Source organism: Pelagicoccus mobilis (assembly GCF_016595505.1).
Taxonomy (GTDB): Bacteria; Verrucomicrobiota; Verrucomicrobiia; order Opitutales; family Opitutaceae; genus Pelagicoccus; species Pelagicoccus mobilis.
This window is the reverse complement of sequence record NZ_JAENIL010000031.1, coordinates 51305-78011: the sequence shown is the minus strand read 5'-3', so window position 1 is coordinate 78011 and position 26707 is coordinate 51305. Positions and strand designations below refer to the sequence as shown.

Genomic DNA, 26707 nt, shown 5'->3' with positions numbered 1-26707 from the left:
GTGAAGGCCGGGTCGATGTTCTTAGTTACCACGCTAGCGCCCTCTTTTAGGGGGCGCTTGCCGTTTCTGACCTCAATACCTTAGGATCGCGATTTTACTTCAATTGGAACTACGCAAAATAAAGTTTATAGGGAGCCTTGCTTTAAAGCTGGCGGCAACGTTGTTGGGAATCGGTCTCTTCCTGTATGCATGGGGATGGCTTTTCCGTCCGGAGGTGGCGAGCGAACGACCTGCGTTTGACCAAGCTTCGGTGGCGGAGGCGAAGGCCTTGCGTTCGGCTCGCTTAGACGAGGTCGATCAAGTCGTAAACTGGGTGGATACGGACTATGGGGCAGGAGCGGATGCCGTTTGGTACCCTAAAGAGGAGGCGCCGCTTCTAGGCGAACTCGTCGAATCTGGTGTGTTGGCGTCTGTCGAAGAACGTGTGGGTCCTGAACCGGTCGTTTTGTGCGGATTGGAGGCGGATGCCCGTTACGGCGGTACACTCTTTAAGGTGATGCAGCCTGGGGCGTTTTTGGATATAACCAGCCGTTATAGCGGCTCGACCCTGGCGCGTTGGTCAGCCCAGGGCTATCCGGTGGTGCCGCATGTTGCGAAGTCTTGGGAGGTCGGGGAGGACTCGCGGGAGTTCACATTCCATCTGCGTCGCGGTATGCGTTGGTCAGATGGACACCCGTTTACGGCTGACGATATTCTCTACTTTTGGGAAGCGGAAATCTTGGATCCAGACGTGCCAAGCTATTTCGAGAACGTGTATTCAACAAATGGAGTACGCGGGCAGCTCGAAAAATTGGACACTTACAGCTTCAAGATCACGTTTGAAAGCCCGAACGTGGTGTTTCTGGAACGGCTTGCGACCGCGTTTGGAGCCTTCATATGTGATGCTCCCAAGCACTATCTGGAGAAGTATCACCCGAATCGAGGTGATCCGGATCTGATCGCCCAGAAAATGGCGGAGCTCGATGCTCCCAGTCCGAACGCGATGTATTTGAAATTAAAGGACTGGAGCAATCCCGAACATCCTCGTTTGTGGCCTTGGGTATACCGAACATACAAAACGAGCCCACCTCAGGTGTTCGTTCGCAATCCCTATTACTTCGCTGTGGACGAGCAGGGGCGGCAGTTGCCGTATATTGATCAGATCCACTATGAGGCCCGGTCCAAGGATATGGGAATCATCGCTGTTTCGGGGGGAGAAGTTTCGATCTATCGGGAGCTTCCGTTCGATCAGTACACCATGCTGATGTCGCAACGCGAAAATGGCGGCTATGATCTCTATCATTGGTATAGCTTCGATACGACAGAGTTTTTGATCCTGCCCAATCACAATCACATGGAGGGTTCCAAGGATCCGGAGGGCGCGAAGAAGAGAGAGCTGTTTCAGGATAAACGTTTTCGGCAAGCGCTTTCCTTGTCGATCGACCGCGAGCGAATCAATCGAGCGGAGTTTAGCGGCTTGCTGGAGCCGTCACAGCTGGCTCCGGCTAAGGAAACGCCCTTCTACGAGCCCTCGCTATTTAACGCCTACGTTCAATTTGACCCGAAGCGGGCGAATGATTTGCTGGACCAGATTGGCTTGAGCAACCGCGATTCGGAGGGAATGCGCACCTTCAAGGACGGCTCGCGAATGCAGTTTTACCTGGACTACCGGGCGACTGAAAATCCAGCGATCAGCGAAATGGTGGTTGAGGACTGGAGGGCGTTGGGTTTGCGGGTGGTTGCTCGCAACCGTGCTCCAGCCCTGTTTCAAGTAGAGCAAGCCGGTTATCAGCAGGATCTTATCGTCACCCGTATGAATGGGAAGATGAACCCGTTGATCGATCCTAAGAACTACGTTCCAACGCGTGACTCCGACTGGGCGAAAGCTTTTGGCCTATGGTATAGCGCTGGAGGGCTTCGAGGGAATGAAAGCGCTTCCCGAAAAGGGGCGGCGGCACCTCCTCCAGATTCTGAATACATCAAGGTGATGAAACTGTATGAGGAGGCTTCGAATGCCTCTACGCGTGAGGAACAGATCGAGCTTTTTCGAGAGGTGCTGAAGATAGCGGCGGAGCAAGTGTGGACGATCAATATTGGTCGCTCCCCGCCGACCTTGATGGCCGTGGATAGGGATTTAAAGAATGTACCGCAGTTGGCGGTTATGAATTTCGACTTTTCCAGTCCAGCCAACGTCGCTCCGGAAACCTTCTTTTTCGAGACGCAAACGAATTCGGAAGGGGTGGTTGCGGCTATCCAGGAAGCCATCGCAAATGGCAGCAAGATGAGCGGTGGTCCGATCGGGGACTCAAACGAAGCCGCTGAAAGCGCATTTGGAGGTTTGATACGTTGGGTAGTCGGCGGCATATTGACTGTCGCGGTGCTGCTCCTGGCGGTACGTCATCCTTTTATCGGACGTCGTTTGGCGATAATGGTGCCGACCCTGTTCGTTGTATCCATAATTACCTTCACGGTTGTGCAGCTGCCGCCAGGCGACTACTTGACCTCCTATATCTATCAGCTGGAGTCGAATGGGGAAGAAGTCGATCAACAGCAGGTTGAGGAATTGCGAGAGATGTTCGAACTGGATAAAGGAGTGGTGTCTCGCTACTTGAGCTGGATGGGCTTCAAGTGGTTCTTCTCTTTCGACTCTAGTGATCGCGGGTTATTGCAGGGAGAGATGGGAAGATCGATGAAGACTTTCAAGTCGGTCAACGAAGAGTTGGGGGACCGACTGCTTTTGACGATGGCGATTAGCGTACTGGCGATCTTGTTTACCTGGGTGGTTGCCTTGCCTATCGGCGTGTATTCTGCAGTGCGTCAGTATTCGATTGGAGACTACGTCGCGACCTTTGTTGGGTTTGTCGGTATGTGCGTGCCGAATTTCTTGCTCGCTTTGATCCTGATGTACGTGTCGATGCGGTATTTCGACGTGCCGGTGTCGGGTCTGTTCTCGGTAGAGTATGCCTCGGAGCCGGGGTGGTCGGCAGGAAAGGTATGGGATTTGATAAAGCACATTTGGGTACCGATCTTGGTTGTGGGCATCGGTTCAACGGCCTGGATGATCCGAGTGATGCGGGCTAATCTGTTGGACGAACTGAAGAAGCCCTATGTAACGACCGCTCGAGCGAAGGGGGTCCGTCCACTGAAGCTTCTGATAAAATATCCGATCCGCATCGCTTTAAATCCCTTTGTCTCAAGTATTGGGAGCTTGTTTCCTCAGCTCGTTTCAGGGGGCGCTATTGTGGCGTTGATACTTAGTCTCCCGACGATTGGGCCGTTGCTGCTGGACGCGTTGCAGACGGAGGACATGTACCTCGCTGGGTCGATGCTAATGCTTCTCAGTTTACTTGGAATCCTAGGAACGCTTGTGAGTGATCTTTTGCTTTTGGCCTTGGATCCGCGGATCCGCTTGGAAGGAGGGAAAAAGTGATTCGTATGAAACAAGGAATTCAAGAGGATCCCTCGGTTAAGAATGAGGTGAGGCGAGATTCTCAATTCGCTCTCATGTCCCGCAAATTCGGTAAGCACAAAGCGGCTGTGATCAGCGGTTTGGTGCTGTTGATGCTCTACATCGTTGCGGCGTTTTCGGGATTTTTCGCTCCGTATGGGGCGAATTCAAAGGATTTGGACTATGCCTATCTCCCCCCGCAGGAATTGAATTTCAGTCTTTCCGAAGGCCTGCATTCTCCTGTGCTTACGTTGCAGGAAGATCCAGTTACGCTCCGCAAGTACTATTTGAAAAATGAAGAGGAGTCGATTCCTCTGGGTTTTTTCGTGAGAGGAGAGGCGTATTCGCTTTTTGGAGTTTTTGAGTGCGATCGTCACTTCTTTGGAGTGAACATCGACAAGTGGGCCAAGGGGAATTCCTCGGGTGAGGTTGCTCCACGTTTTGCTCTTCTCGGCACAGACCGCTATGGACGAGACATGTTGAGCAAAATCGTGCACGGTTCGAGAATCAGCCTTTCGATCGGATTGGTTGCGATTGTGATCACCTTTATCCTTGGTGTGGCGATTGGCGGCGTTTCAGGATACTTCGGCGGTACGACAGATGTGGTCATTCAACGCGTCATCGAGATTATCAACTCTTTCCCACAATTGCCGCTTTGGTTGGCGATCGGCGCAATCTTACCGGATACTTGGACGCCGTTGAAAGTCTATTTGGCGATCACGATTGTATTGAGTTTTCTGAACTGGACCGGACTTGGACGGGTGGTTCGAGGTAAAATTCTATCACTGAGGAACGAGGACTATGTGGTCGCGGCTAAGCTGATGGGGGCGAGTCATGGTCGGATCATCTTCAAGCATTTGCTGCCCGGTTTCGCGAGTCATATCATCGTCACCCTGACTCTGAGTGTGCCTGGAATGATACTCGGTGAAACGGCCCTCAGTTTTCTAGGGCTTGGTTTGCGGGCTCCAATTATTAGTTGGGGTGTGCTATTGCAGGATTGTTTGAACCTGAGCACGATATCGAATTACCCGTGGCTGCTGATGCCGGTAGTGATGATCGTATTGACGGTCTTGTGCTTCAACTTTCTGGGAGACGGGCTGCGCGATGCGGCGGATCCGTATTCTTCGAAGCGTTGATGAGCCACAGAGCCCGCTAGTAAGGGCGAGTGAGAAATTCCAGAGGCGTATCGTTTCCGCCTGGCAGCCCTTCGTGTCCGTAGTCAGGATAGATGATCACGTTTTTCTTGGATTGGATCTTATTGTAGGCGGCGAATTGGGTGGAAGGCGGGCAGATATCGTCCATCAGGCCTGTGAGCATGAGGACCTCTGAGGTGATGCGGGGCGCTAGGTGTTGGCAATCGATATAACCAAGCTTCGTAAAGATGGCGTCCTTCTTTTCGTGAGTAGGGTCTCGACGTCGAAAGAAGTAGCTGAGCTCTTCGTAAGCTCCTTTGGCGAGGTCCATTTCCCAGACGCGCTGGTAGTCGCACAAGAAAGGGAAGGTGGCAGAACAACGCTTGATCAGAGGAGAGAGAGCGGCGCAGGCGAGGGAAAGCCCACCTCCTTGGGAGCCGCCAACGCAGCTTATTTGCTCTGCATTCACTTCGTCGAACGAGGCAACCACGCGAGCGAGTTGTACGGTATCCAGAAAATGGGAACGGTAGAGGAGATTTTTCGGGTCAGGGTCTTCTAGGCCTCTGACGATGTGTCCACGTAGGGTTGTGCCTTTTACGCTGCCGACGTCTTCGGAAAGACCGCCTTGACCTCGGCAATCCATGGAGGCTACCGCGTGGCCCTGGATGACGAATGAGAGTTTTTCGCTCCAGTCGCCGGATTCCAAACTGTAACCGTGAAAAGCGAGCGTTGCCGGGCAGTTGCTTGCGTTTTTCGGTTTAATATATTTCGCGTATATCCGAGCTCCTCCGACGCTGGTGAAGCGTAGGTCGAAACACTCTGCATGCTGTAGGGTGAGCGTCTGGTTGGGAACCAGTTCCGGTTCTGGTGCGATCTGGTCTAATTCGGCGAGGCTCTCGTCCCAAAAGGAGTCGAAGTCCTGAGGGCACGGATTGATGCCTTGATAAGTTCTAAGTTCGGGCAGCGGTTTGTCTAGGATCGGCATGGAGCGTGTGGCGATGTGAGGAGCATCAAGATTGAAGCAGATGTTGTATAAGCGTGTTTACGTTGTGAATACTCGATGGATGGGTTACTACTTCTGAAGAGTGTCCGGGCAAGTAGCAGGCTACCGAGCCGCCCCATTGCGTGGTCGATAAATAGGCTTGGACGTAGGTCTTGTCGTCCAGTTCCGTGTGCAAGAGAGGGGATATTTCACCTTCGGGCTGTAGGTTGATATAGATTTCGTCTGTAGGGAAGTCGGCTTCCTTCAGCGATTGGGATAGTGGGGGTGCGGGATCGGGTCGTCTGAGCAAATAGGGTTGTACGGGGTGTGTGGAAGGGGGAGCGTTACCGGGATCGTCTTGTCGTACCCACCGTAGTCCTACATTTCTGCGCCACCAATCGTAGGGCCAGAAGGCGGCGGATGCTCCGTGGAGAAGGAGCAGCGGCTTCCTTTTTTGCAAATAGTGCCTTACGCTCTCAGCATGAGTCTCCGTGGGCGTTGGATGGTCGCCGGTGCTGTGGATCATGTTCAGGACAAGAAGATCCGCGCTTTCGATGGGGCCGCGCAAATCGAGGGCGCTCCACTCGTTTTCGAAAAAGTCGATATTATGTGTGTGACGGAGGGCTTTGTAGAGCGCGTATCCCGGTCGAGCTGAGAAGTGATCGTCTGCGAGGAAGAGTATTTTGTGCACCTTGAGAATGATTTTGAGAGATGAATTGGATCGACGGCCTTCTCGAGACGCTAGAGCAGGTTTTGCTTTTCGCGTTAAGTCGTGTGGCGTCGTTTTACGGGTTTCATACGCAAATGAGTGTATTCGTTGAGAAGATTTCTTGATGTAATAGTCCATCGACGAGAACTGTATGTGTTATGGAAGACAAAGAGATGCTATCGGCCCCGGTAGGGAGTGAATTTGAGTCGAGTGGAAATGAGCCTACTCGTCCAAGCCAGCGATTGCATTTGATCCTCCTGGGAGTGGAGAATGTGCAACGGTCTGCTCAGTTCTACGAAGAGCTTGGGTGGAAACGTGCGGAATCGAGTGATGAAGGTTTCGTGAAGTTCGATTTGGGTGGATACGCGTTGGCTCTGATCTCAAGGGAGGACTTTGCTAAGGATTCGTTGTATTCAAGCTCTGTTGGGACTGGCTTTTCTGGGGTAGGGTTGATCTATCTCGCGAGATCTGCCGAGGAGGTTCCAAGGATTTTGGCCAAAGCGGTAGATGCCGGAGGCGTTTTGGTGAAGTCTGCGACTAGAACACATTGGGGAGTCGCCGGCTACTTTAAGGATCCGGACGGGCATCTCTTTGAGGTCGACTACGAAGAGACTTGGATCTTTGACGAGGGACATCGGCTGGTCGTTGATCCGACTGAGGACTCACCTGAGAACAAGTAACGACAAAGTGGAGACGCGTAAGGTCGCTCGCCGCTTTACGGGATGATTTGTTTTAGGTTTTGATAGGGGAGCTGTGTCTCTGTGACTCCTTCTGGATGAAGAGACTTAATTGGAAGCGGTTCGGTTTTTGGTTTGGCTTGCTCGCTTTGCTGTGCTGCTTGAGTTTCGAACCGCCTTTCGAGGGAATGTCGGTACAGGCCTGGAGGACTGCTGGATTGGGCATGTTGATGGCCATTTGGTGGATGACTGAATGCCTGCCCTTAGCGGCAACTTCTTTTTTGCCGATCGTCATCGCCCCTACGATCGGATTGATTTCTGTAAAGGAGGTCACGAGCGCTTATGCGAATCCGCTGATCTATCTATTTCTAGGGGGCTTTCTGTTGTCGATCGCGATGGAGCGAACTGGACTGCATCTTCGTATTGCTCGAGCAGTCGTATCGTCGATTAGTTCAAGCCCGCGTAGCCAAATAGGTGGGATGATGGCGGTGGCCGCATTCCTAAGTATGTGGATGTCGAATACGGCGACTACCATCATGATGTTGCCAGTCGCTCTCTCGACTGCTTCCTTTCTGGTGAAGCAAGGCAAGGCGATGCCTGGATTCGGTCCGGTACTGCTTCTTAGCGTTGCCTATGCTGCGAGTATTGGGGGAATGGCGACTTTGATTGGAACGCCGCCTAATGCTCTGTTGGCGGCCTATCTTGAAAATTCCTATGGCATCGAAATCGGGTTTGCCCAGTGGATGTTGTTTGGAGTGCCTTTCAGTATCGTTATGTTGGTGGGGACTTGGCTGCTTTTGACTGCGAGGATGCAGCGAGTTGGGCCGAGCGCTGTTGAGTCTCAAAGCGATGAAGAGCGATTTGGTAAGCTTGACGCAATCTCTAGAGATGAAATTGCGGTTGCGGTGATCTTCGGAGTCGCGGCTTTGGGTTGGATCTTTCGATCCCATTTGAACGAGTGGTTAGGTCTTGCTGTCTCGGATACAGGAATCGCTATGGCAGCGGCTCTTTTGCTATTCATCGTTCCGTCTGGGAGGCGGGAAGGGAAAGGCTTGTTGGAGTGGAAGGATACTGGGAGCGTCCCATGGGGGGTTCTGCTGTTGTTTGGTGGCGGTTTAGCTTTGGCTTCATTGATGAAGTCCTCCGGCTTAGCGACTTATGTTGGCGGCTTGTTTGAAGGGCTTTCAGGCATGGGGACGATTTGGGTGGTTGCGGTCGTCGCGTTGGTTGTCGTGTTTCTTACAGAAGTAACCAGCAACACGGCTACCACTGCGGGATTGTTGCCATTGATGGGGCCGATCGCCTTGACGCTAGGGGAGTCGCCCTTGTTGCTTGCGATTCCCACGGCGGTGGTGGCGAGCTGCGCGTTTATGTTGCCTGTGGCAACCCCGCCGAACGCGATTGTGTTCGCTTCTGGGGAATTGAAGATCAGCCAAATGATGCGAGCAGGGATTTATTTGAACCTAGTTTCGGTGGCCTTGCTGGTGGCGTTTTCCAAGTGGCTTTTACCCTTGGTGTTTTAGGGATGTATCCAGGAGTTGGAAGAATTGCGCGTCTTGCTAGGAACGGATTTCCTAGCGACGGGGGCCGTATGAAGGAACCAGTCGAATAGTTCGAGTCTCAACTTTTGGCAGAGTAGCCGCGTTTCCTCGGTCGGTTCTGATGCGAGATTGCGTTCCTCCTTTGGGTCGTTATTGGCATCATAGAGTTCTTCGTATCCGTTTCCGTACCAGATATAGGTCCAATCTTCAGTGCGGATAGATTTCGTATAATCGCCAGGGATGTTGAAGGAGGTCGATTGACCTAGAGGATCCCCGTTCTTCTTGGCATCGTTCAAAGCGTCTATGAACTCTGGATACGTAGAGAAGGGATTGCGCATGTCCGGGTAGCAGACCTCGGCATGAGTGCTTTTGCGATGCGATGCGGTTTGCTGCTCGAGCAAAGGTACCATCGATTTTCCTTGGATTGTCGGAGGTCTTGGTATGGAGGCGAGTTCGAGAAGGGTGGGGACGATATCAGCATGCTCCGTAAACGTTTTGTCGACGACTTGCGGGGGGATCTTTCCAGGCCAGCTGATGATGCAAGGAACGTGAAGGAGGCTTTCGTAGAGTAGAAGATCCTTCTTGCAGAGTCCGTGGTCCCAGTTGAAGTCCCCGTGGTCGGAAAGGAATACGATAATGGTATTCTCAGCGTCCTCGCGTTTGCCAAGTTCTTCGATGATGTCCCCGATGAGTTCGTCAACATAGCTGCACATCGAGTAGTAGACAGAGGAATAGAGCCGTTTCTCTTGCAAACTGGCCCGAAGGGCGCCTTGAGCTTCTTGCTTGAGGGCGACTCTGGGAGCTTTGTCCTTCAGGTTCTCGTTCGGATTGATTGGAATCTGTATATCCTTTGGTGGATACTCTTTCTCGAAGCGCTTGGGAGCGAGATGGGGCACATGAGGGTCGTAGAACGATGCGGTGATTGACCAGGGGCGATCGTGGGGAGCGACACGGATAGCGGTCGCGACGCTGGTGGCGATCAGGCCAGAGGTCGTGGCCATATCTGGAAAGTCGTGGTATTCGGAGGATGCGTAGCTGCCGATTGATTCGAGTCGTTGGAGCGATCGCTCTTCCAGTTCTTGATAGGCTTTGCGTTGGGAGTCGTCGCTGTGTTCTGAGAAGGTTTCAAATACGTTTAGGTTAGCTCGGAATTCATCGTCTTCGAGAAGGTGGTTCTTCCCGAAGTACGACAGATGGTAGCCGGCTTCTTTGAGGATAGAGAAGAGGTGGTCCTCTCCGGAAGGATAGCGTACGAAGTTTTCCAATACGTTTGTGGAGTGCGGGTAGCGTCCGGAGAAAATCGTACAGCGAGATGGCACGCAGACGGGAGCTTGGGAGTAGTGTTTTCGCAGATCAGCTCCCTGAGCGGCTAGAGCATCGAGGTTTGGCGTTCGAGCTACTCCGTTGTGGCATGACAGAGCGTCGAAACGCTGCTGATCGGTCATGATAAAGAGTAGATTGGGCGCTCGGGTTTCGCAGGACATCAGCTTAGTTGGGTGAAGGTAACAGCACTAGACGTTTCATGGCTATCATTGCCGTTTGCGATTCTGTTGTACGTTTATCGCGTTATGCTAGAATGAATTTTTGTCTAGGTTGCATCTTCAAGCAGGAAGAGTGGGCTGAAATCTCATTTGTTCATGTGTGCTCCGAAGGTTTTGCACTGAAAGCGAATAAAGATTCAAAAGTAGGTGGTGTTGGTTCTGGTTTCGATCGTGTTCCCGGTCTGATTGGGGGCATGAATCAAGCTTAGGTTGATTTTTGGGGGCTTTGCGATGGGCCGTATTTGGCCCTCTAAGGGCTAGGCGTCGGTCTCGGGGAGTTTTACGCGACTTGAGATTGGAATCACTTTGGGAGTGATAGGGAGAGCCGAAGACGAAATTGGGAGCAGGCTGGGATTACGTGATAAGTGTTTCTCTGCTTTCGCCATTGGCGGTGAGCTGGCATGAGTTCGTTTTAACCCGATTCATTGGAATAGATTATGTCGAAAGTGAAATGCGCAGTGATCGGCCTCGGAATGGGGCGCCACCATGCCTATGGCTTTAGAAAGCGAGACGACATCGAGCTCGTCGGCTTGGCGGAACTCAACAACGAGCTTCTCCAGGAGATGGGCAAGGAGCTGGAAGTAGAAGCCCTTTTCGAGGATTACTCGGAGATGCTAGAGGCGACCAAGCCTGATATCGTAAGTGTGGCGTTGCCGAACTTTTTGCACGAGAAAGTGGCGATCGATGCGATGGAAAGCGGGGCTCATGTGCTTTGCGAGAAACCCTTGGCGATGAGTGTCGAGGAAGGGGAGCGAATGAAGGAAGTCGCCCAGCGCTGCGGAAGACAGCTCGGCTTGAATTTGAGCTATCGTTTTAGTCCTGCGGGTCAGGCGCTAAAGCAGCTGGTTGACGATGGATTTATAGGCGAGGCTTACCACGGATATACACGTTGGCTTCGAAGAGACGGTTTTCCACGCTTCGGTGGATGGTTCGGTAAACGAGGCCAGTCGGGCGGTGGACCCTTGATCGATCTTGGGGTGCACCGGATTGATTTAGCAATGTGGCTAATGGGCTCTCCGGAACCAGTGAGCGTTTCGGGGGCAGTGCATGAACGTATCGGTCGCGGCCGCGCTGCAGCTGAGGGCAAGGAATTCGATGTCGAGGATTTAGCCTCAGGCATGGTGAAATTCGAAAATGGGGCCTCTTTGTTGCTGGAGGCTTCTTGGGCTGGTCTGCAGGAAAAGCAGGAGGATATGTTGACGCGAGTTATGGGCGAGCGAGGAACTCTCATCCATCAGAATATTGGGGAGGGCTACGAGTTCGAGGCTCGCTTTGCTCGTTCGGAAGCGGGGCAGTACCTGACTGGTAGGGTTGAGCTGAATACGTACAACGCGAGCGATCCTTACCAGGAGATGGTGTCTTGCGTGAAGGAAGGAAGACCATTCCCAGTGGACGTCGATGATGGTTTGAGAATCCAAAAGGTGCTCGATGGGCTTTATCAAAGCGCCGCAAGCGGCCGTGAAGTCGTATTCGGGAACAGCTCGGTAGCTGCTCTCGAGGTGTAGAAAATTTTAGAATCGATTGAAATGAATAGCAAGAAACTGAACGTAGTTGTTTGGGGGGAAAACGTGCACGAGCACACGAACGAAGTGGTCGGCCGTCTATATCCGGAGGGGATGCACGCGACGATTGCGGAAGCGCTGAGGGAGCTGGGGCCCGAACTTGAGGTCGGGACCGCAACTTTGCAGGAAGACGAGTGTGGGCTTACCGAGGAGCGTCTCGCCAATACGGACGTATTGACCTGGTGGGGACACTGCGCTCATGGAGATGTGCCGGACGAAATCGTAGATCGCGTCCAGAAGCGTGTGCTAGAGGGAATGGGGCTTATCGTTCTGCATTCGGGCCACTATTCCAAGATTTTCAAAAGGATGATGGGGACGACCTGTTCCTTGACTTGGCGTGAGGCTGGAGAGAAAGAGCGCTTGTGGGTTTGCAATCCGGGCCATCCGATAGCTCAAGGAGTCGACAAGTATATTGAGCTTGAGCAGACGGAGATGTATGGTGAGCCTTTTGGAATTCCAGCTCCGGACGAACAGGTGTTTGTATCCTGGTTTGAGGGGGGAGAGGTATTTCGATCCGGTTGTTGCTGGAATCGTGGCAACGGAAAGATCTTCTACTTTCGGCCGGGTCATGAAACGTATCCGATCTATTATGACAAGAACGTACGTCGGGTACTGATAAACGCTGTTCGTTGGGCGGCTCCTCAAGGGAGTATTTGGAAAGACGAAGCCCCGAATATTCCGATTGAAGACGCTCCTGAGAAAATCGAGAAATGCGGCGATTCGTTGCATGCCGCAGGCGAAGAGGGATTCAAGTAAGATTTCCGCTAGAGGACCGGGTCTATTGCAATGAAGCTGCTCTTCGTACTCTTTACGTTTTCGGCGATGAGTAGCGTTTTTATTCAGGCTCAGTACTTGAGAGTCAGCGAAAATGGTCGGTATTTGGAAACCGACGACGGAAACCCCTTATTTTGGCTCGCGGACACGGCTTGGGAGTTGGTTCATCGATTGGATCTCGAGGAGAGCGAGCGCTATTTGCGAAATCGTGCCGCGAAGGGATTCACGGTCGTACAAGTCGTATTGTTAGCGGAGTGCAATGGCCTGACGGATCCGACTCCCGATGGCCATCTGCCGCTCGAGGATCTAGATCCTACTCGTCCCAACGAAGCCTACTTTCAGCACGTTGATAAGGTCGTGTCTTTGGCTGCGGAACAGGGGGTCTATCTGGCGATGCTGCCAACCTGGGGCGCTCATGCTCAGGACAAGGCGCATCCGCTTTTCGAGAACCACAGCTTGTTCTCAAAGGAAACCGCTCGCGCCTATGGTCGTTTTTTGGGGGAACGCTATCGAGACGCTTGGAACATCGTGTGGGTTCTGGGCGGGGATCGCTCTCCTGAAGATACGGAAGATATTTGGGACAGTATGGCCAGCGGCTTGAAGGAAGGAGATGGCGGCAAGCATTTAATCAGCTATCATCCAGGCGGAGGCCACGCGACGACGGAGTATTTTCCCGACACTCCTTGGCTTGATTTTCACATGAGACAGTCGGGGCATGACGCTCGTGACATCCCAGTATGGGAAGATATTGGAAGTGACTATCTGACCCATCCAGCGAAGCCGGTGCTCAATGCCGAACCGGCTTACGAGCAGATACCGATTGGCTGGAATGAGGTAAATGGCAGGTTCGACGCTTACGACATTCGCAAGTCTGCCTATCTATCTGTTTTCGCGGGTGCGTTCGGGCATAGCTATGGACATAACAGCGTTTGGCAGATGCTTGAGGAAGGGAGGGAGCCAATCGTTTGGGCGGAAGATCCCTGGCATGTCGCAATCGATTCGCCGGTTTCCTACCAGATGCGGCATTTGCGTTCTCTGATGGAGTCGAGGCCTTTTCTAAGTCGGATCCCCGATCAATCGTTGCTTCTGACGGAGGAGAATTTTGGCAGCGCTTATATCCAGATTACACGCGATGGCGTACTGGGAGAAAAGGATGCTAGTTATATTATGGCCTATCTGTCGATTGCTCGTGCTTTGAAGTTGGATACGAGCGTGATCGAGGGAGGTCGATTGAAGGCTTGGTGGTATGATCCTCGGACTGGATTGACCTACTTTATCGAATCCTTCGAAAACGAAGGCACCTATAGTCCCAAGTGGGAAGACCGAGTCAGTCTAGACATGGGGGGACCGGATTGGGTGCTTGTGATTGACGACGCCGAACGTGGTTATGGAAAACCGGGAAGTTGACGTGTCCAATCGGATAAGACGTTACTCAGAGTGAACGGTCTCTAACGGATTACAGTTGTTCTGGTGAACCCATTTGCTGGAATCGTAGAGAATCGCTAAAAACCAGTTTTGGGATCGTCTTATGCTCACTGTTGAGAAAATCACTGATCGGATTATCAAGCACTCGGTTGGGGAGCCCAGAGAAAGGAGCAACGATACGCTTAAGTGCGGATCCGAGTCTATGTCAGTTTCGAGGGTTGCTGTTTGTTTTGTCGCTTCGGTGGAGGTTGTTCGAAAGGCGATCGCCTGCGGCGCGGAAATGATCGTGACTCACGAACCGACTTGGTATAACGCGTCCGATGAGTTCTTCGAATGGATGGAGGCTGATACGGTTCAAAGAGAAAAGCGCCAACTGATTGAGGACTCCGGTTTGGCCGTGTGGCGTTTTCATGATTACATGCACGCGATCCGTCCCGACCTAATCGATGTTGGGGTGGTTGAGGAAATGGGGTGGAGCGACTTTCGAATCGAAGGATCCTATAAGCGGTTTCGCATTTCAGAGCAGACGGTTGCTGATGTAGCGAATGCTTTGAAGGTCGCTCTCAACGCGACGTGTCCACGTTTGGTTGGAGATCCGGATCTCGTGGTGAGTCAAGTCGCCTTTTGCGCCGGCGCTCCTGCGTCTCGCTCGCAGATCCAGGCTTTGCGTGACGAGTCGGTCGAGCTTCTAGTCGGAGGTGAATCGCGAGAATGGGAGACGGTGGAGTATGTGCGTGATGCCGTTGCCCTTGGGCAGCGAAAAGCCTACTTGATTCTCGGTCACTCGGCGTCCGAGGAAGGAGGCATGAAGCACGCAGCAAGCTGGCTACGACGTATCTTGCCGGAAGTGCAAGTTGAATACATCGAGTCCGGAGATCCGTTCGTAGCGGTCTAGATGTATCTACTAGTTGGTGACGATCTCATAGACCACCTGCCCATCTTGCCTGAGTTTGCGGCCTCCGTTTTCGAAGATAGCTTGTTCGGCGATTCTCTGAATGCGAGTAACGATATCGCTGATTCGAGTGAAGTTGGGTAAACCGTCACGCGAATAGTTGATGTACTGGTCGTTGAATGGTGTTTCCCATGGCCAGCGGCTTGGGAGGTCTCTGGTAAGCGTGTCTGGAATGGAACTGCCACCATTGATAATCCCCAGGAGGCCACCGCAGGTAGCTGCTTGATTGTCGCAGTCGTAGCCCGCGGTTGTTGCGATGGAAACGGTTTTCATGAAGTCGCCCTCGCCATAGAGGATCGACATGATTCCGATTAGGCCATTGATCACAGCCCCGCCCATTTCATAGGGAACTTCGAAGTCGTCGACGCGAGTGTAGTACTTATCGTGTATCAGCTTCCTCGTGACGTGCCAGTCAGCGTGTTGGAGGCTCCACATAAGGGTTTCTTCTATTCCCCGGCGATAAGGACTCTCTTTGGGAAGCTTGCGGGCTGCATCAGTGACGAGTTTCCTGACGTCGCTTTCGAAAAAGGCGGCACTGTACATGGATGCGTAGACGATGTCCGGATGAGTCGCCCAGTCGGCGGTCATCATTTTGGCATTCCATTCGGCACGTTCAGCGGCTTGTAGTGTCATACCTGGATAGAAGGCTCCCCAGATCTCCGTCATGAGTTGCGAGGAGATGCCAAACCAGCGGTGGTTGTTTTCGCGATCTCCTGTTTCGGGTGGAAGAAGCCCTGTATCCATATTGTCACGCGCTGCGCGGGCTGCGGCCCAGATGTAGCGGTTTACGTGTTTCTTCCAAAAGGCGACGATTTCAGGATAGGTGATGTCGAGCCCATATTCTTCAACGGCATGCAAGGTGGCGAATTCGATATCTGTGTCATCGTCGCTCCAGGCTCCGCCAAGGGCATCGGCTAGGATGGGGGTATAGGATCGTCGGTCATCGAGGTTCATTTTCAGCCCGAGTGCTTCGGCATCCTTGAAGGTGTAATAGCGTTCGATAAAGACTGGGATAGGCTCTTCGTCGTAGAGATTTTCAAAGGGGAAGCCTATGTAATTTCCAGTGAGTTGGCCGATCCAGTAGCCGTGGATCTTGTCCTTTAAGTCCGTTTCGGAGATCCGTTTCAGGCCCTCTTCAGCTTGTGCGAAGGTAGACTGGGTGTGCAGCAGGAAGAGCGCTGAGATCGTTGCGATTGATTTGAGTGGCATTGGTGAAAATTTAGGTACTTGCAGTCGCGGGTTCTGGTTTCTGGACTCTGCGTTGGAGCCAATCTTTAGCGAGTTCGTGCCAACCTGAGACCGCATGCTCGGATGGACGGATACCGTAGCCATGGCCGCCGTGAGGGAAAATGTGCAGCTCGGAAGGAACGTTCTGGCGTTGCAACTCCAAGTAGTAAGCGATCGCATTGGTCACCGGGATGGGATCGTCTTGGGTATGGACGATGAAGCTTGGCGGCGTTTTGCTGGTGACAGCTAGCCCTTCGCAGAGCTGAAGTTTTTCGTCGGCAAGGTAAGCTGGGTAGACGAGGAGTGCGAAGTCTGGAAGGCAGGAGAGCAGATCGGCTTCGTCCACGGCGGAGTACGAACGACTGTTGTAGTTGGAGCAGAGGTTGACGGAGAGGTGAGCCCCTGCGGAAAAGCCTAGTATTCCAATCTGCTGTTGATCTAGATTCCACTCCTGCGCTTTGGAACGCAAGATACCCATTGCTCTTTGCGCATCTTGAAGGGCTCCTACGCGATTTTGGGAGGTGCGGTATTTCAGTATCGCTGCAGAGAAGCCGAGACTGTTCAGCCAGTCGGCAATTTCCGTTCCCTCTTTGTCCCAGGCGAGTATGTCGTATCCGCCTCCTGGGCACACGAGAACGGTGGGCAATGCGGAAGAAGACTCGATGAGCTGCAGGGAGAGAAGCGGTGTCGCGACATCCTTGTAGGCTTCGGTGTCGGGCTGGAAATAGTGCGTCTCTACGAGGTTGGTGTCGTGTGGAACAGGTACGTCGCCGTTCCAAAGCGGGGACTCGAATTTCGTTAGTTTCATTTTGTTGGGAGAATTATGTATTGGTAAGTTTTCTCCTCGATTTTTGGCGGAGCTTATTCCGTTAAGCAATTGGACGATTGATTGACTAGTCCTTTGCTTTCGGCCGGGAGAGTGGGGATTCGGTTTTGGCGTATTGATTCCGTTTTCGGAAATGATGTGGGGTTTCGCCAAGCTCCCTTTTGAAGACGACCCCCATGTACTCGGGGTGTTCGAATCCAGCTTTGTAGGCGATTTCTTCGATCGAATAGTTTGTTTCAATCAAGAGCTGTTTTATCCGATTGAGGCGGACGTTGAGAATTTCCTTATGAGGGGAGGTTTTAAGTAAAGCCGAGAACCTTCCTTCCAGAGCACGTCGGGAGAGAGGAACCGCCTTGAGCAGGTCGCTTACGCTGATAGGATCGCAGGCGTGTTCGCGAATGAAACGGAGGGCAAGGGCGACCTCTCTATCGTTTATGGCGAGTATGTCGGTAGATTGACGGGTCGTGACTCCTATGGGAGGGATGAGCGTTTCGATCCTTTGCGGGTGGAATCCGTTCATCATATGATCCAACTGTTCCGCTGCAGTGTAGCCAGCGAGCTGGGCGTTGGGAATGATACTGGAAAGTGGCGGGTTGGAGAGTTCGCAGATGAGCTCGTCGTCGTCGACTCCAAGAACTGCGACTTCTTCGGGAACGGACAATCCTGCTTCACGGCAGGCTTCTAGGACGCGGTGCCCCATTAGGTCGTAGCAGGCGAAGACGGCAATGGGCGTTGGCAGATTTTTTAGCCACTTGATGAGTGATTCATTGTCGGGACGTCTCAAAGTGTTGCCGGAATCAACGTTTCGACTGAAGCAATAGAGTCCGCTCTCCTTGAGTTTTGCTTTAAAGGCTTCGCCCCTTTGCTTGGACCAGTTAAATCGAGAGTCCCCGACGAATGCATAGTGGGTAAAACCGCGTGAGTGGAAGTGATCGTAGGCGAGGTGGGCGATGCGTCTGTCATCCGTTTCTACCCAGGGTAGGAAGGGGAGGTGTCGTCCGGCGCTCAGGTCGATCGCGGGGACATTCGAATTTGTAACCGATTCTGCGATACGCTTGTTTTCGATGCGAGCGATGATGCCCTGTCCTTTCCAATTTTCGAGCCAGTCGGGCGGGGTTTCTCCGCGGCTTTTTTCAACCAGGTGAAAGGCCCAGGTTTCGTGCTTCCGAATGTAGTCGACGATTCCATACAGTAAATTTCGTGCGTAGGCATTGGAAGTTTCGATTATGAGAGCGACTTCCTTCCGCCTCTTGTAGCTCGAAGAGGTGTCTGATGCGTTTTTCTCCTCTCGCTCGACGGGAGACATACCAAGAGGCAAGGGACTCTGTGAAGGGCTGGACATGGTACTCAGGCGAATCTCGTATCCTAGAAGGCTAGGGAATTGAGGTTTTGCAAAAAGAGGATGAAGGCGATCGAAGCTGTACTCAGGAGGACCAAGCTGCCTGCCGTTCGACTTGGGACAATTTGCCACCACATGAATAGACCTGTTAAGGCCCAGATGACGAGCGAAAGCGCGGTCATGTCGCTAAGCAGGGTCCAAACCCATTTGCTATTTATAGACTCGGGGTAGCTGTGGTTCGTATGCAGTCTCCTAGCGGCAAGACTTAGGTTGAATCGGGAGGGAGAATCATTGGCCACTCCTGTGAGCTTACCCGTTGCGAGATTGTAACCGCCTCGCCATTCTTTTCTGTCACGGTCCATTAGTACGAACCTTAGCTCGGCGTTTGAGCCTTGCATGGCGGGACTCAGCGGTACGTCGAGCTTTGTGCCTTCTGTTTCGAGCAGCGTATTCAGTTGTTTTGCAAGGGGCTCTAGTTGCGGGGTCGGAAGGTGCACGTACATTCCATGGTAGGGGGCATGTTCCTGGTCGGGTCCCTGTTTTCTGAATACGACTGTATTTGAGGATCCGTCTTTCGGTGACAGGTGAAGTCGCACACCTTGGGTGCCTTGGTCGCCTACGAAGCGCAATGGGCCGTGTAGCCAGGCGCTTTTCAATTCATAATCTTGGCCGAGCTCGGAAGAGATGCGGGACAAGAGAGAGTGAGATAGTTCTTGGATCTCTATGGGGCGAAAGTCAGTGTACGTTTCGATTTGTTTAGGGGTGAATGTCGCAACCGTATCCACCGTTCCTCCCCAGAATGGGGAAACGTGATTAAAAAGAAATCCGCTCGCTCCGTAGAGTAAAACCCACGGGAGCAACAGGAGACCGAGATACATATGGAAGCGACGAACGAGCTTCAGAGCCCTAGTTCGAATGCTTCTCGGGAAGGGGTTCATGCTTCTACGCTTTGAGCCTTTGGCCGAAGTTCCAGTTCGATGAACCCCCCGTCGGGATAACTGTTTGTCCGACCGTTTGGGAGCGTGAGGTAAGTGGGGATACCAGTTGGAGTCTTTGCGTCGATGCGGAAGAATCCGTTTTCGTCGCATTCCCAGCTGATGGAGATTTCACCGACTGGGGAGGGAAAGGAGCCGCAGGCCGAGCGAGTTGCCTCGTAGCGGGGAGCGATTTGAATTTCTCGCCATCCTGGTTTGGCGGGGCGGGCTCCGAGTAGGGATTGGAAAAATTCGATTACTGGCCAGCTACTCCAGGCATGACAGTCGCTGCGTGTGTTTTTCTCATTTTCAGGCCATGTGGTGAAAGCGTCATGGATAAGCTGATACCAAGGATCTAGGGTTTTTGGGAAAAAGTGGGACGAGTCGCCGATTCGATCGAGGGCTTGGCAGAGGTAGAAGCGTTGAAAGAGAGACATCTTCTTAAGTTCAGTATCGTCGAGGAGTCGGCCTTTTAGCGCTTCCCGTTGTTCAGATGTGGCTGCTCCAGAGAGGATAGCCCATGCTTGAGCGTGCTGAGAAAACGGGTCTTCTTCCCGACCGGGACCGTCCAGAAAATATAGATCCTCTGAGCTCCATGTCTTTTCTCGGATGGATATGAGAAGCTGTTCGCGAAGCGCTTTCCATTGCCCTGAATCGTCGGAACTTTCAGTTTCGTCTATGAGTCGAGTTGCGGCTTCAAGGGCTAGGGCGAAGAGGGCGGTGTGGTAGGTTGACCCGTTACCGCCTTGGTCGGCAGGGGACACGCCGCGTTCCCAACCCGCGACCCAATCGGTCCAAGTCCAATTGTCGAGCTCTCCCACAAAACCGTGTTGGTTGAGATGATCCCGGAAATAGGACAGGACGCTGATTACCGCGGGGAGGTTGGAGCGAACGAAGTCCCGTCCATCAGGGCCGACCCATTTCCAATAGTCGTTGAGCATTAGGATCCAGTGCAAAGAGAATGCTGGAATCTCTTGTCGCTCGTTGCAGGGCTCCCGGCTGGCGGTAAGACCGTGCGACTGAAGAGAGTGTCTATAAAGTTGGATACAGCGCTTTGCCAGTGATGTATCATTGGCGAGATAATAACTGCAAAGGGCCTGCAGGCGCGTGTCTCCGACGTAGTTGAGCTGCTCGAAATAGGGACAGTCTTCGTAGGTTTCGTGAGCGCAGAGCTGGAGAGTGCGAAGGCTGATATCCCATAGCTTCTTTACTTGAGGGTGGGCGCAAATGAAGCGAGCGGAGAAATCTTGAGGGTAGGTGGTAAAGCGATAATCTGCTCGTGTTAGGGTCACTGCTTGGTCGCCCGAATATACTTTTACCTTGATGAACCAGAAGGTTCTCCAGTGGAACGGTTCGAAAACCGTTTGGCCTCCGTCCAAGATTATGGAGTCGCTGTAGCCGTGAGGTTCAGAGGAGTCTATATCCGAGCGCGGGCGGCTTTTTTCCCAACGTCCGTCTTGCCATTTCCCGAGCGCTTCAGCGTAGGTGATATCGATTCGGCGACCTTCTCCTCCGGTAAAGTGGAGATTGGGGTAGCCAGTGGTAAGCTTTCCAGCGTCGAGCCAGAGTTCTTTTGATTCGCCTGGTAGGATGGTGAAGGGAAACTCCGTTGGCGTGCGGTTTAGGAGTATGCTATCGAAATCAAGAGGCGTTTCTAGGAGGTGTGGAATGTCTCGCTCAACTAGACAATGGGCAGGATCGATGCCCCATGGGTTACGTATTGGAACCTCCCCTACGGAGAGGGTTGTCTGCCAATGATAGTCATTGAATTCTGGCGATTGCCAATTTGTGGGCTGAACTCGGTAGTCGATCTTGTCGAGATAGCCGAGCCACCCGCGGGCTGCTTTGTATGGGTCGTCGACGTTTGGTGAAAGCGATGTGTCAGGGTGCACTTTCCATTTTCCTGGAGTATCTAGGATCTCGGTTTCTATGCCTTGAACGTAGAGCCCTGGTTCGTCGGTGTGAACCTCACTTATGGGACCTAGGTCTCCGAGCCAACGTACTTCCGCTGCCAATACGTTTCGACCTTGCTTGAGGAAGGGGGCGAGGTCGTAGGTTTCCGCGTAGTAGCGGGAGGGAGTGCCTTTTAAGGGGCCGCGTCCGATCGGGATACCGTTTATCCAGAGTCGGTAGCGGTTGTCGGCACTCACAATTATGGAGAGACGATACGGTATTTGGGAGATCTCGAAGGCACGTCTAAAGAATGCTGCCGAGAATGGCTTAGGGCGTTCCCGGTCGTACCAGCAGAAATGAGCGGTTGGGCTAGGGAACGGCGATGGGTCGGGTGTAGGCGTCATGCAAGTTTAGGGTCCCAATCGATTGATTAACGCGTGGGAAGTAAAAGTTCGGTGATGCTGTTCCAAAGGTTGGATGTATTGCCGAAAAATGTGACTTGTATGTACCGTATCGGCGTGTCGGATACTGGAAAATTCTCTAGGTCGGAGCTGGTGCCTGAGCTAAGCCCGAAGAAGGATTCGGTCCACTCTTGACCATCCTTTGAGTATTCAACTTTGAGGAGAGTTTGGCGTTTGTCTCCATTGTAAAGCTGCAGGCCTATATGATCGCATAGCGTCAAATCTGTAAGATCGACCATTAACTTTCGGTCTAGACCCTCAGTAGACCAGCGGGTGTCTGTGTCGCCATCGATCAGGTTTAGGGTGGAGTTTCCGTGTTGGTAACTGGAGACGGCGATCCGAGCGCTTCCGTAGGGAGTCCACTCGGCTTTGTCGATGAACTCGAGAGCGGTATCGAATTCGACATGTTTGCTAGGGGTGATCCAGTGACGATCGTCGGATGGCAAAGGTCGTTGATCCGTGCGGAAAGGAGAGGCGGGAAGACCATCGCCGTTGTACAAGGGCGATGGAGGATTGTCGGCCCAAGCGTATCGCAGGTAGCTAGGGTCGGCTACTTTATCTGAGCTGATGAGAAGTCGGTTGCCCTCTCGTCGAACCTCAGCCCATTCGAAAGGACCGTCCTCGCTTGAAATCGAGAACGCTCTTTGCGTATCACCCTGGAGGATCAGCCCGGAGTCGACATTGTCGAAACTGAGACGCAGGGCGTTTCCTTCTTTTTCGACCTTCGCGAGTCGGGGGCCATCGGAGGAAAGTTCGACGCCGTATTCGTTTTTCAATGCATGACGGGCGAGGCGTTTTCCGACATCTCTTTTGTTGCGAGGGTGTATATCTTTGGCATCGCCGATATCGATAGCTATCGCTTGTCCTGTGGCAGGAAGATCGAGCGTTTTATCTTGGGCCTCTCTGAGGGCTGCCCAGTCGCTCTCGATTGGCTCCTCTTGACGTTTCCTATAGTTTGCGAGTTGGACAAAGTAGAAGGGGAGTTCGTTCTGTCCTCTTTCATCACGCCAGCTGTTAATAAGAAGCGGGAAGAGGCTTTGGTATTCACCCGCGAGGTGGGCGTTAGCCTCGCCTTGATACCAGATCACGCCCTTGATTGGAAAGGGGATGAGAGGGTGGATCATGGCATTGTAGAGATGCCCGGGATTCTTTGGGTGGGCGACGCCGCGTTTGAGAGCTCTTAATGGCGGGGCATCAGCTGGGCGGTCGAGGGTGCCAAGCAGTTTATCGATGCGTTCGATTTCGAGGGTGTCTAACGGGCGTCTGCTCGTGTTTTTATCGAGATAGTAGTGCAGCTCTGGGACTGAGGCGAAGGCGGATTTGTTGATCCATAGATGGATTTCCGTGCCCCCCCAAGTTGATTGTATTAAACCGATGGGTACGCCTGTGCGTTGTTGTATCTCCTTTCCGAAATAGTATCCGACTGCTGAAAAGTTTTGGGCGCTGTCGGGGGAGGATGGTTGCCAAGGTCCTGCTGCAAGCGTGGTATGAGGCGTGTTGCTCATGGCGTGCGGAACCTTGAAAAAGCGGAGGTGCGGGTGATGAGAACGAACGATTTCGTCTTGGGCGTTTTGGGTCGCTTCGAGTCTCCATTCCATATTTGACTGTCCGGAGCAGAGCCAGACGTCGCCGACTAGAATGTTGTTGTAGATCGCTTTTCCCGAAGGGTCTTCGAGGGTGAGGGTGTAGGGGCCACCCGCAGGCAAGGATGGGAATTCGACTTTGAAGTTTCCGTCTGCGTCAGTCTGCACGCTGAGACGTTGCCGTGTTTCCAAGGAGTCCAATTGCGCGTGTACATCGCTGGAAGGATCCGCGTATCCAGAAAGGATGACGGGCGTTTCCCGTTGAAGGACCATATGGTCGGAAAAATAGGGCGGGAGTTTGGGGGTTCCAAAGGCGGTTGATAGGATCGACGCGACAAACGAAGCGAGGATGAGAGAGCAGTAGGTTTTGGACATGTTCTTCCGAAAGTAACTCGCTAGGCTTTGAACGTCGCAGTTTGAGGTGAAGAAATCTCGTTTTCTTCTCCACGTCGTGCGACACCGATTTCGTAACGCCCTCGTCCCCAGAAGCTGATGAAGGTACTGTCCTTTGTGTTGTGGATTTCTAGTTCGGGAGTCGGTTCTGGTGAAGAAGGAGAGAGTTCGAAATGCAGTCCTGTTCCGTCGAATTCCAGGGTGTTGTATCCAAAGGTATCGACTACGTACGCGACTCTACTTCCCTCTTCGTTGATTGAAGACAGTCGAACGGTTGATGAAACGAGGAGAGGACCAAAAGGGACTGAATCGGCCTCTTTAATTTCTACGGTGACCTTTTCGTTTTCCAGGAGTGATTCAGGGATTTGGAGGGAATGCTGAAGCGTTTCTCCATCGATCAGAATTTCGAATGAGAAGCCGACTTGGCCGCAGTGATTGATCAGATCGATGCTGGTTTCGCGATAGTGATAGTTCGTCAGGCTATGTACGATACCGCTCGGTCTAATAGCTAATCCGAAGGGCATCGCTCTCAGGACAAGGTTAGAAAGGCACGATAGGTAGGGGGCGGCGCTGAAGGATTGGGGGCGTACGTCATGCCAAGGATCGCCGTCTGAAACATCCAACTTTTCTTTTATGGCATACGGCATGGCGAGTGTAGAACCACCTTCAGTGGACTGCCGAACCGCGTAGTCGATCGCCTGAGATATTTTGGACTCGTTGACGTAGAGTGTATCCAAGGAACGGATCAGACTGAAGTATCCGCTGAGGAAATACTCAGGAGCGTGCTCTTTGGATTCGGCCAGAAGGGTTTCCCGGATTTCAGGAAGCCGATGGGGGTGAGAGCTGATGGGCGGAGCGGTGAAGGCCCAGACGTAGTCGGTGAGATCAAGTCCGTAAGCGGGTTCCTGTGAAAACTGCCCGTCTTCGAGGAGGAGGTAGCCGTAAGGGGGGAGTCCTTTCTTGTACCAACGTTTCATACGGGCTTTTAGGTTTTTGGCCTTGGTCAGATAGCTGTCCGCTTTCTCTGGGTCGTCATGCATGGCGGCCAGCATGCAGTACGAACTAAATGCGATTTCGTTGATATAAATATCGTAGGAAAGGAGGGCATTTACTCCGTTGTGAGCTTTGGGCGGAGGCGTGTCTGTGGGATTACCGACTGCATTGTCGTATCCAAAATCTCGTGATCCAATCAGCGGCGTTTCGCATGCATAGTTTCTTCCGAAGAGTCCTTTGACTGCATTGAAGCAATAGTCTTCTAGCCATTCCGTGGCGGCATCGAGGGTAGCGAGTTCCTCGGATGTCGGAGCGCATCGCCATTGGGTCATACTTGAGAATGCGGACCAGACGGCGTAGAAGAGGCCATCTTCTTCCCATTTCGTGATCTGGTTCACGAGCATGAGGAAGGCTTTCCCTTTACTGGCTCCGTCTGCTATGCGAGTGGGATTGGCGAGCAGGAAGGTTTTCCAGAGGTTGGCTCCGTGCGACCAGCCAGAGTAGGCGATGTTAGCTTCGATGAACGCTCCGTCACGGACCCAGATGAGGTAGTAGATTCGACTGAGAGCGGCTCGTACGGCGCCGGACTTGTCACGAGCAGTAAAGAGATGTTTCCGGCAGGTCTCATGCAGGTTGGCCCATTCGTCGCGACCGCGTAGTTGTATCTTGCCTGTATCGAGCGCCTGCGAGAGAGAGGCTTCCGCTTTTTTCTCCAGATCGGTAATCGACTGCCTTGCGAGTTTGAGCGGGATGGCACAGGGTTCGCTTGCGAGAGCGGAGTGAAGGATCAGGCTTCTCCGGGGGTGCAAGTTCAATCGCGCGTAGGAGCTACGCCCTTCTTCACCTAGAAGCTGATGGACGAAGCGGGAGCGTTTGTCGCCAATTCTGGCTGTGAAGATGAAGTCGTGCCAGCGATCTCTGTGAGCGATCGCGAAGTGGTCGCTGTCACGGGAGTGGATGGTGTCGCTTGATTGGGATTTGAAATCGATCGCCTGGGCTTGTTCGGTCCAAACGGCTAAGGCCGATTCGCTCGGATGCGGCAACAAATGGAGGCGTTGATCTTTGAACTGAACGACGGTGTGGGTGGGATCATAGTCGCAGATGACGAAGTTCGCTTGAGTGAGATTTGGCAGCGAGATCCGAGCGAAGACTCTTGTATGGTCGTCTCGATTGCTGAAGTTGCGTTCCCGGTAGTCGTTCGATTTGCCCGCGAGGGGCGAAGTCCAGAGGTTGAGGTAACTGGCTCGCTCTTGGATGTTGAATTCGATTCGCAGTCCGGAGGAATTGTGAAGGAGGACAATTTGTCCTGGAGGGTCGTAAGCAGGCATAGAGAGAAGGTGATGGGGAGTTCAGGCTGCAACGAAAAGGGAGTGAGGTCGTGGCTGCTCTGGCCTTTACCCGTTAAGCCTGTCCGATAAATCGCGGAAGCGATTGCTTTACGGGATAAGTGCTTGTGGGTTTGTTCGGGGCTTGGGCGTCGCTCTTCCTCCCTCCCATGACTCGTGTTTTTGACCGTTTTTTCTACCGAATTGCCGTTTCAATTTTCTGCTGCTCGTTGGCCTGTAGCTGGGGTGCTGGACAAGATGCAACCCGATTCGAGAAGGAGGTGACTGAACTGGAGGAAAGGGCGCGCGAGCGTGGTATCTCGAAGGGTGGGATCGTCTGCGTTGGTAGTTCCTCGATGCGGATGTGGACGCCGAGAATCGAGCAAGATCTAGCCCCTTTGAGCGTGGTGCCGATGGGTTTTGGGGGAAGTCAGTTCAGCGATGCGATCCATTATTTCGACCGTTTGGTGGCCGCCTATGAACCGCGTGCGGTCTTGGTCTACGAGGGGGATAACGACGTGGCGAAAGGGAAGACGCCAGTGGTGGTGGCTCGGGACTTTCTGGACTTTGTACGCCTCTGCCATGAGCAAAACAGCGAGATGAGGGTCTATGTCATTTCGATCAAGCCGAGTATTGCGCGAGCGTCCGTTTGGCCGCAGGCCGTCAAAGCGAATGCCATGTTGAAAGCGATCTGCGAGGAAGACGAGCGGTTGAACTTTATCGACGTAGCGCACGCCTTGATCGGGAGAGATGGGGTTGCGAAGGAGCGTTATTTCGTGGAGGACGGGATACACCTCAATGATCTGGGCTATGATCGCTGGGCTCGTGCAGTCAGGAAGGTCATAGTGCCGAACGAGATCGATTTTGAGTAGCTTCCTGGGCTCTTTTGTTGTTCCGATTTTACGGTAGGTTTACGGGATGAATAACCGGTTTTGTTGTTAAGCGGAGTTAGTATTGGGATTTTGTGCGC

Annotated in this window: 20 protein-coding genes; 10 read left to right on the top strand and 10 right to left on the bottom strand. The window is 52.8% G+C overall.

The window, feature by feature from the left end:
- Positions 1-103: 103 nt before the first annotated feature.
- Together JIN87_RS16705 and JIN87_RS16700 are read left to right on the top strand one after the other, a co-directional pair.
- The gene (locus JIN87_RS16705; protein ID WP_200356736.1) at positions 104-3409 is read left to right on the top strand and encodes an ABC transporter substrate-binding protein; all 3306 of its coding nucleotides are present in this window, start codon (positions 104-106) and stop codon (positions 3407-3409) included.
- A 5-nt stretch (positions 3410-3414) separates the two neighbouring features.
- A complete protein-coding gene (locus JIN87_RS16700; RefSeq protein ID WP_200356735.1) occupies positions 3415-4563 on the top strand; it encodes an ABC transporter permease in 1149 nt (382 codons plus the stop codon).
- Positions 4564-4579: 16 nt separating this feature from the next.
- Here JIN87_RS16700 and JIN87_RS16695 read toward each other — a convergent pair whose 3' ends face one another.
- On the bottom strand, positions 4580-5545 hold the full coding sequence (locus tag JIN87_RS16695) for an acetylxylan esterase (RefSeq protein WP_200356734.1): 966 nt from the start codon (positions 5543-5545) through the stop codon (positions 4580-4582).
- Positions 5546-5570: 25 nt separating this feature from the next.
- A complete protein-coding gene (locus JIN87_RS16690; protein WP_200356733.1) occupies positions 5571-6233 on the bottom strand; it encodes a type 1 glutamine amidotransferase family protein in 663 nt (220 codons plus the stop codon).
- Between the two features lie 191 nt (positions 6234-6424).
- Between JIN87_RS16690 and JIN87_RS16685 the strand changes: the two genes are divergently transcribed.
- A complete protein-coding gene (locus tag JIN87_RS16685) occupies positions 6425-6931 on the top strand; it encodes a VOC family protein (protein WP_200356732.1) in 507 nt (168 codons plus the stop codon).
- Between the two features lie 95 nt (positions 6932-7026).
- Positions 7027-8451, top strand: coding sequence for an SLC13 family permease (locus JIN87_RS16680; RefSeq protein ID WP_200356731.1), 1425 nt, complete (start codon positions 7027-7029; stop codon positions 8449-8451).
- Here the strand turns inward: JIN87_RS16680 and JIN87_RS16675 are convergent.
- Positions 8448-9953: a sulfatase family protein gene (locus JIN87_RS16675; protein WP_200356730.1), complete on the bottom strand. Its 1506-nt coding sequence runs from the start codon at positions 9951-9953 to the stop codon at positions 8448-8450. The genes JIN87_RS16680 and JIN87_RS16675 overlap by 4 nt on opposite strands.
- A 38-nt stretch (positions 9954-9991) precedes the next feature.
- Between JIN87_RS16675 and JIN87_RS16670 the strand changes: the two genes are divergently transcribed.
- The 5 genes from JIN87_RS16670 to JIN87_RS16650 all read left to right on the top strand — a co-directional run bounded on the left by JIN87_RS16670 (position 9992) and on the right by JIN87_RS16650 (position 14666).
- Positions 9992-10219 carry a hypothetical protein gene (locus JIN87_RS16670; RefSeq protein WP_200356729.1) on the top strand — a complete coding sequence of 76 codons (228 nt, stop codon included), beginning with the start codon at positions 9992-9994 and terminating at the stop codon, positions 10217-10219.
- A gap of 228 nt (positions 10220-10447) precedes the next feature.
- Positions 10448-11515 carry a Gfo/Idh/MocA family protein gene (locus JIN87_RS16665; RefSeq protein ID WP_200356728.1) on the top strand — a complete coding sequence of 356 codons (1068 nt, stop codon included), beginning with the start codon at positions 10448-10450 and terminating at the stop codon, positions 11513-11515.
- A 21-nt stretch (positions 11516-11536) separates the two neighbouring features.
- On the top strand, positions 11537-12328 hold the full coding sequence (locus tag JIN87_RS16660; protein ID WP_200356727.1) for a ThuA domain-containing protein: 792 nt from the start codon (positions 11537-11539) through the stop codon (positions 12326-12328).
- Positions 12329-12358: 30 nt separating this feature from the next.
- Positions 12359-13753, top strand: coding sequence for a glycoside hydrolase family 140 protein (locus tag JIN87_RS16655; protein ID WP_200356726.1), 1395 nt, complete (start codon positions 12359-12361; stop codon positions 13751-13753).
- Positions 13754-13874: 121 nt separating this feature from the next.
- A complete protein-coding gene (locus tag JIN87_RS16650) occupies positions 13875-14666 on the top strand; it encodes a Nif3-like dinuclear metal center hexameric protein (protein WP_267909404.1) in 792 nt (263 codons plus the stop codon).
- A 9-nt stretch (positions 14667-14675) separates the two neighbouring features.
- Here JIN87_RS16650 and JIN87_RS16645 read toward each other — a convergent pair whose 3' ends face one another.
- From JIN87_RS16645 to JIN87_RS16615, 7 genes are all read right to left on the bottom strand, one after another.
- Positions 14676-15932 (bottom strand): ADP-ribosylglycohydrolase family protein, encoded by a 1257-nt coding sequence (locus JIN87_RS16645; protein WP_200356724.1) that lies wholly within the window; start codon positions 15930-15932, stop codon positions 14676-14678.
- Between the two features lie 10 nt (positions 15933-15942).
- Positions 15943-16758 (bottom strand): alpha/beta hydrolase, encoded by an 816-nt coding sequence (locus JIN87_RS16640; protein ID WP_200356723.1) that lies wholly within the window; start codon positions 16756-16758, stop codon positions 15943-15945.
- 85 nt (positions 16759-16843) lie between these two features.
- Entirely contained in the window at positions 16844-18118 is a 1275-nt protein-coding gene (locus JIN87_RS16635) for an AraC family transcriptional regulator (protein WP_200356722.1), read from the bottom strand.
- Between the two features lie 23 nt (positions 18119-18141).
- The gene (locus tag JIN87_RS16630; protein ID WP_200356721.1) at positions 18142-19053 is read right to left on the bottom strand and encodes a hypothetical protein; all 912 of its coding nucleotides are present in this window, start codon (positions 19051-19053) and stop codon (positions 18142-18144) included.
- Entirely contained in the window at positions 19050-21386 is a 2337-nt protein-coding gene (locus tag JIN87_RS16625) for an alpha-L-rhamnosidase-related protein (protein ID WP_200356720.1), read from the bottom strand. The genes JIN87_RS16630 and JIN87_RS16625 overlap by 4 nt, the downstream gene beginning before the upstream one ends.
- Before the next feature lie 26 nt (positions 21387-21412).
- Positions 21413-23401, bottom strand: a complete 1989-nt coding sequence (locus JIN87_RS16620; protein ID WP_200356719.1) for a sialate O-acetylesterase — start codon at positions 23399-23401, stop codon at positions 21413-21415.
- A gap of 20 nt (positions 23402-23421) precedes the next feature.
- Positions 23422-25740 carry a hypothetical protein gene (locus JIN87_RS16615; RefSeq protein WP_200356718.1) on the bottom strand — a complete coding sequence of 773 codons (2319 nt, stop codon included), beginning with the start codon at positions 25738-25740 and terminating at the stop codon, positions 23422-23424.
- Positions 25741-25907: 167 nt separating this feature from the next.
- Between JIN87_RS16615 and JIN87_RS16610 the strand changes: the two genes are divergently transcribed.
- Positions 25908-26609: a GDSL-type esterase/lipase family protein gene (locus JIN87_RS16610; RefSeq protein WP_200356717.1), complete on the top strand. Its 702-nt coding sequence runs from the start codon at positions 25908-25910 to the stop codon at positions 26607-26609.
- The last annotated feature ends 98 nt before the right edge of the window (positions 26610-26707 follow it).

Bases quoted from the DNA above. Each gene is read 5' to 3' on its own strand.
- JIN87_RS16700 (WP_200356735.1), top strand. From the start codon at position 3,415: ATGAAACAAGGAATTCAAGAGGATCCCTCGGTTAAGAATGAGGTGAGG.
- JIN87_RS16695 (WP_200356734.1), bottom strand. From the start codon at position 5,545: ATGCCGATCCTAGACAAACCGCTGCCCGAACTTAGAACTTATCAAGGC.
- JIN87_RS16685 (WP_200356732.1), top strand. From the start codon at position 6,425: ATGCTATCGGCCCCGGTAGGGAGTGAATTTGAGTCGAGTGGAAATGAG.
- JIN87_RS16680 (WP_200356731.1), top strand. From the start codon at position 7,027: ATGAAGAGACTTAATTGGAAGCGGTTCGGTTTTTGGTTTGGCTTGCTC.
- JIN87_RS16675 (WP_200356730.1), bottom strand. From the start codon at position 9,953: ATGTCCTGCGAAACCCGAGCGCCCAATCTACTCTTTATCATGACCGAT.
- JIN87_RS16670 (WP_200356729.1), top strand. From the start codon at position 9,992: ATGGCTATCATTGCCGTTTGCGATTCTGTTGTACGTTTATCGCGTTAT.
- JIN87_RS16665 (WP_200356728.1), top strand. From the start codon at position 10,448: ATGTCGAAAGTGAAATGCGCAGTGATCGGCCTCGGAATGGGGCGCCAC.
- JIN87_RS16660 (WP_200356727.1), top strand. From the start codon at position 11,537: ATGAATAGCAAGAAACTGAACGTAGTTGTTTGGGGGGAAAACGTGCAC.
- JIN87_RS16655 (WP_200356726.1), top strand. From the start codon at position 12,359: ATGAAGCTGCTCTTCGTACTCTTTACGTTTTCGGCGATGAGTAGCGTT.
- JIN87_RS16650 (WP_267909404.1), top strand. From the start codon at position 13,875: ATGCTCACTGTTGAGAAAATCACTGATCGGATTATCAAGCACTCGGTT.
- JIN87_RS16645 (WP_200356724.1), bottom strand. From the start codon at position 15,932: ATGCCACTCAAATCAATCGCAACGATCTCAGCGCTCTTCCTGCTGCAC.
- JIN87_RS16640 (WP_200356723.1), bottom strand. From the start codon at position 16,758: ATGAAACTAACGAAATTCGAGTCCCCGCTTTGGAACGGCGACGTACCT.
- JIN87_RS16635 (WP_200356722.1), bottom strand. From the start codon at position 18,118: ATGTCCAGCCCTTCACAGAGTCCCTTGCCTCTTGGTATGTCTCCCGTC.
- JIN87_RS16630 (WP_200356721.1), bottom strand. From the start codon at position 19,053: ATGAACCCCTTCCCGAGAAGCATTCGAACTAGGGCTCTGAAGCTCGTT.
- JIN87_RS16625 (WP_200356720.1), bottom strand. From the start codon at position 21,386: ATGACGCCTACACCCGACCCATCGCCGTTCCCTAGCCCAACCGCTCAT.
- JIN87_RS16620 (WP_200356719.1), bottom strand. From the start codon at position 23,401: ATGTCCAAAACCTACTGCTCTCTCATCCTCGCTTCGTTTGTCGCGTCG.
- JIN87_RS16615 (WP_200356718.1), bottom strand. From the start codon at position 25,740: ATGCCTGCTTACGACCCTCCAGGACAAATTGTCCTCCTTCACAATTCC.
- JIN87_RS16610 (WP_200356717.1), top strand. From the start codon at position 25,908: ATGACTCGTGTTTTTGACCGTTTTTTCTACCGAATTGCCGTTTCAATT.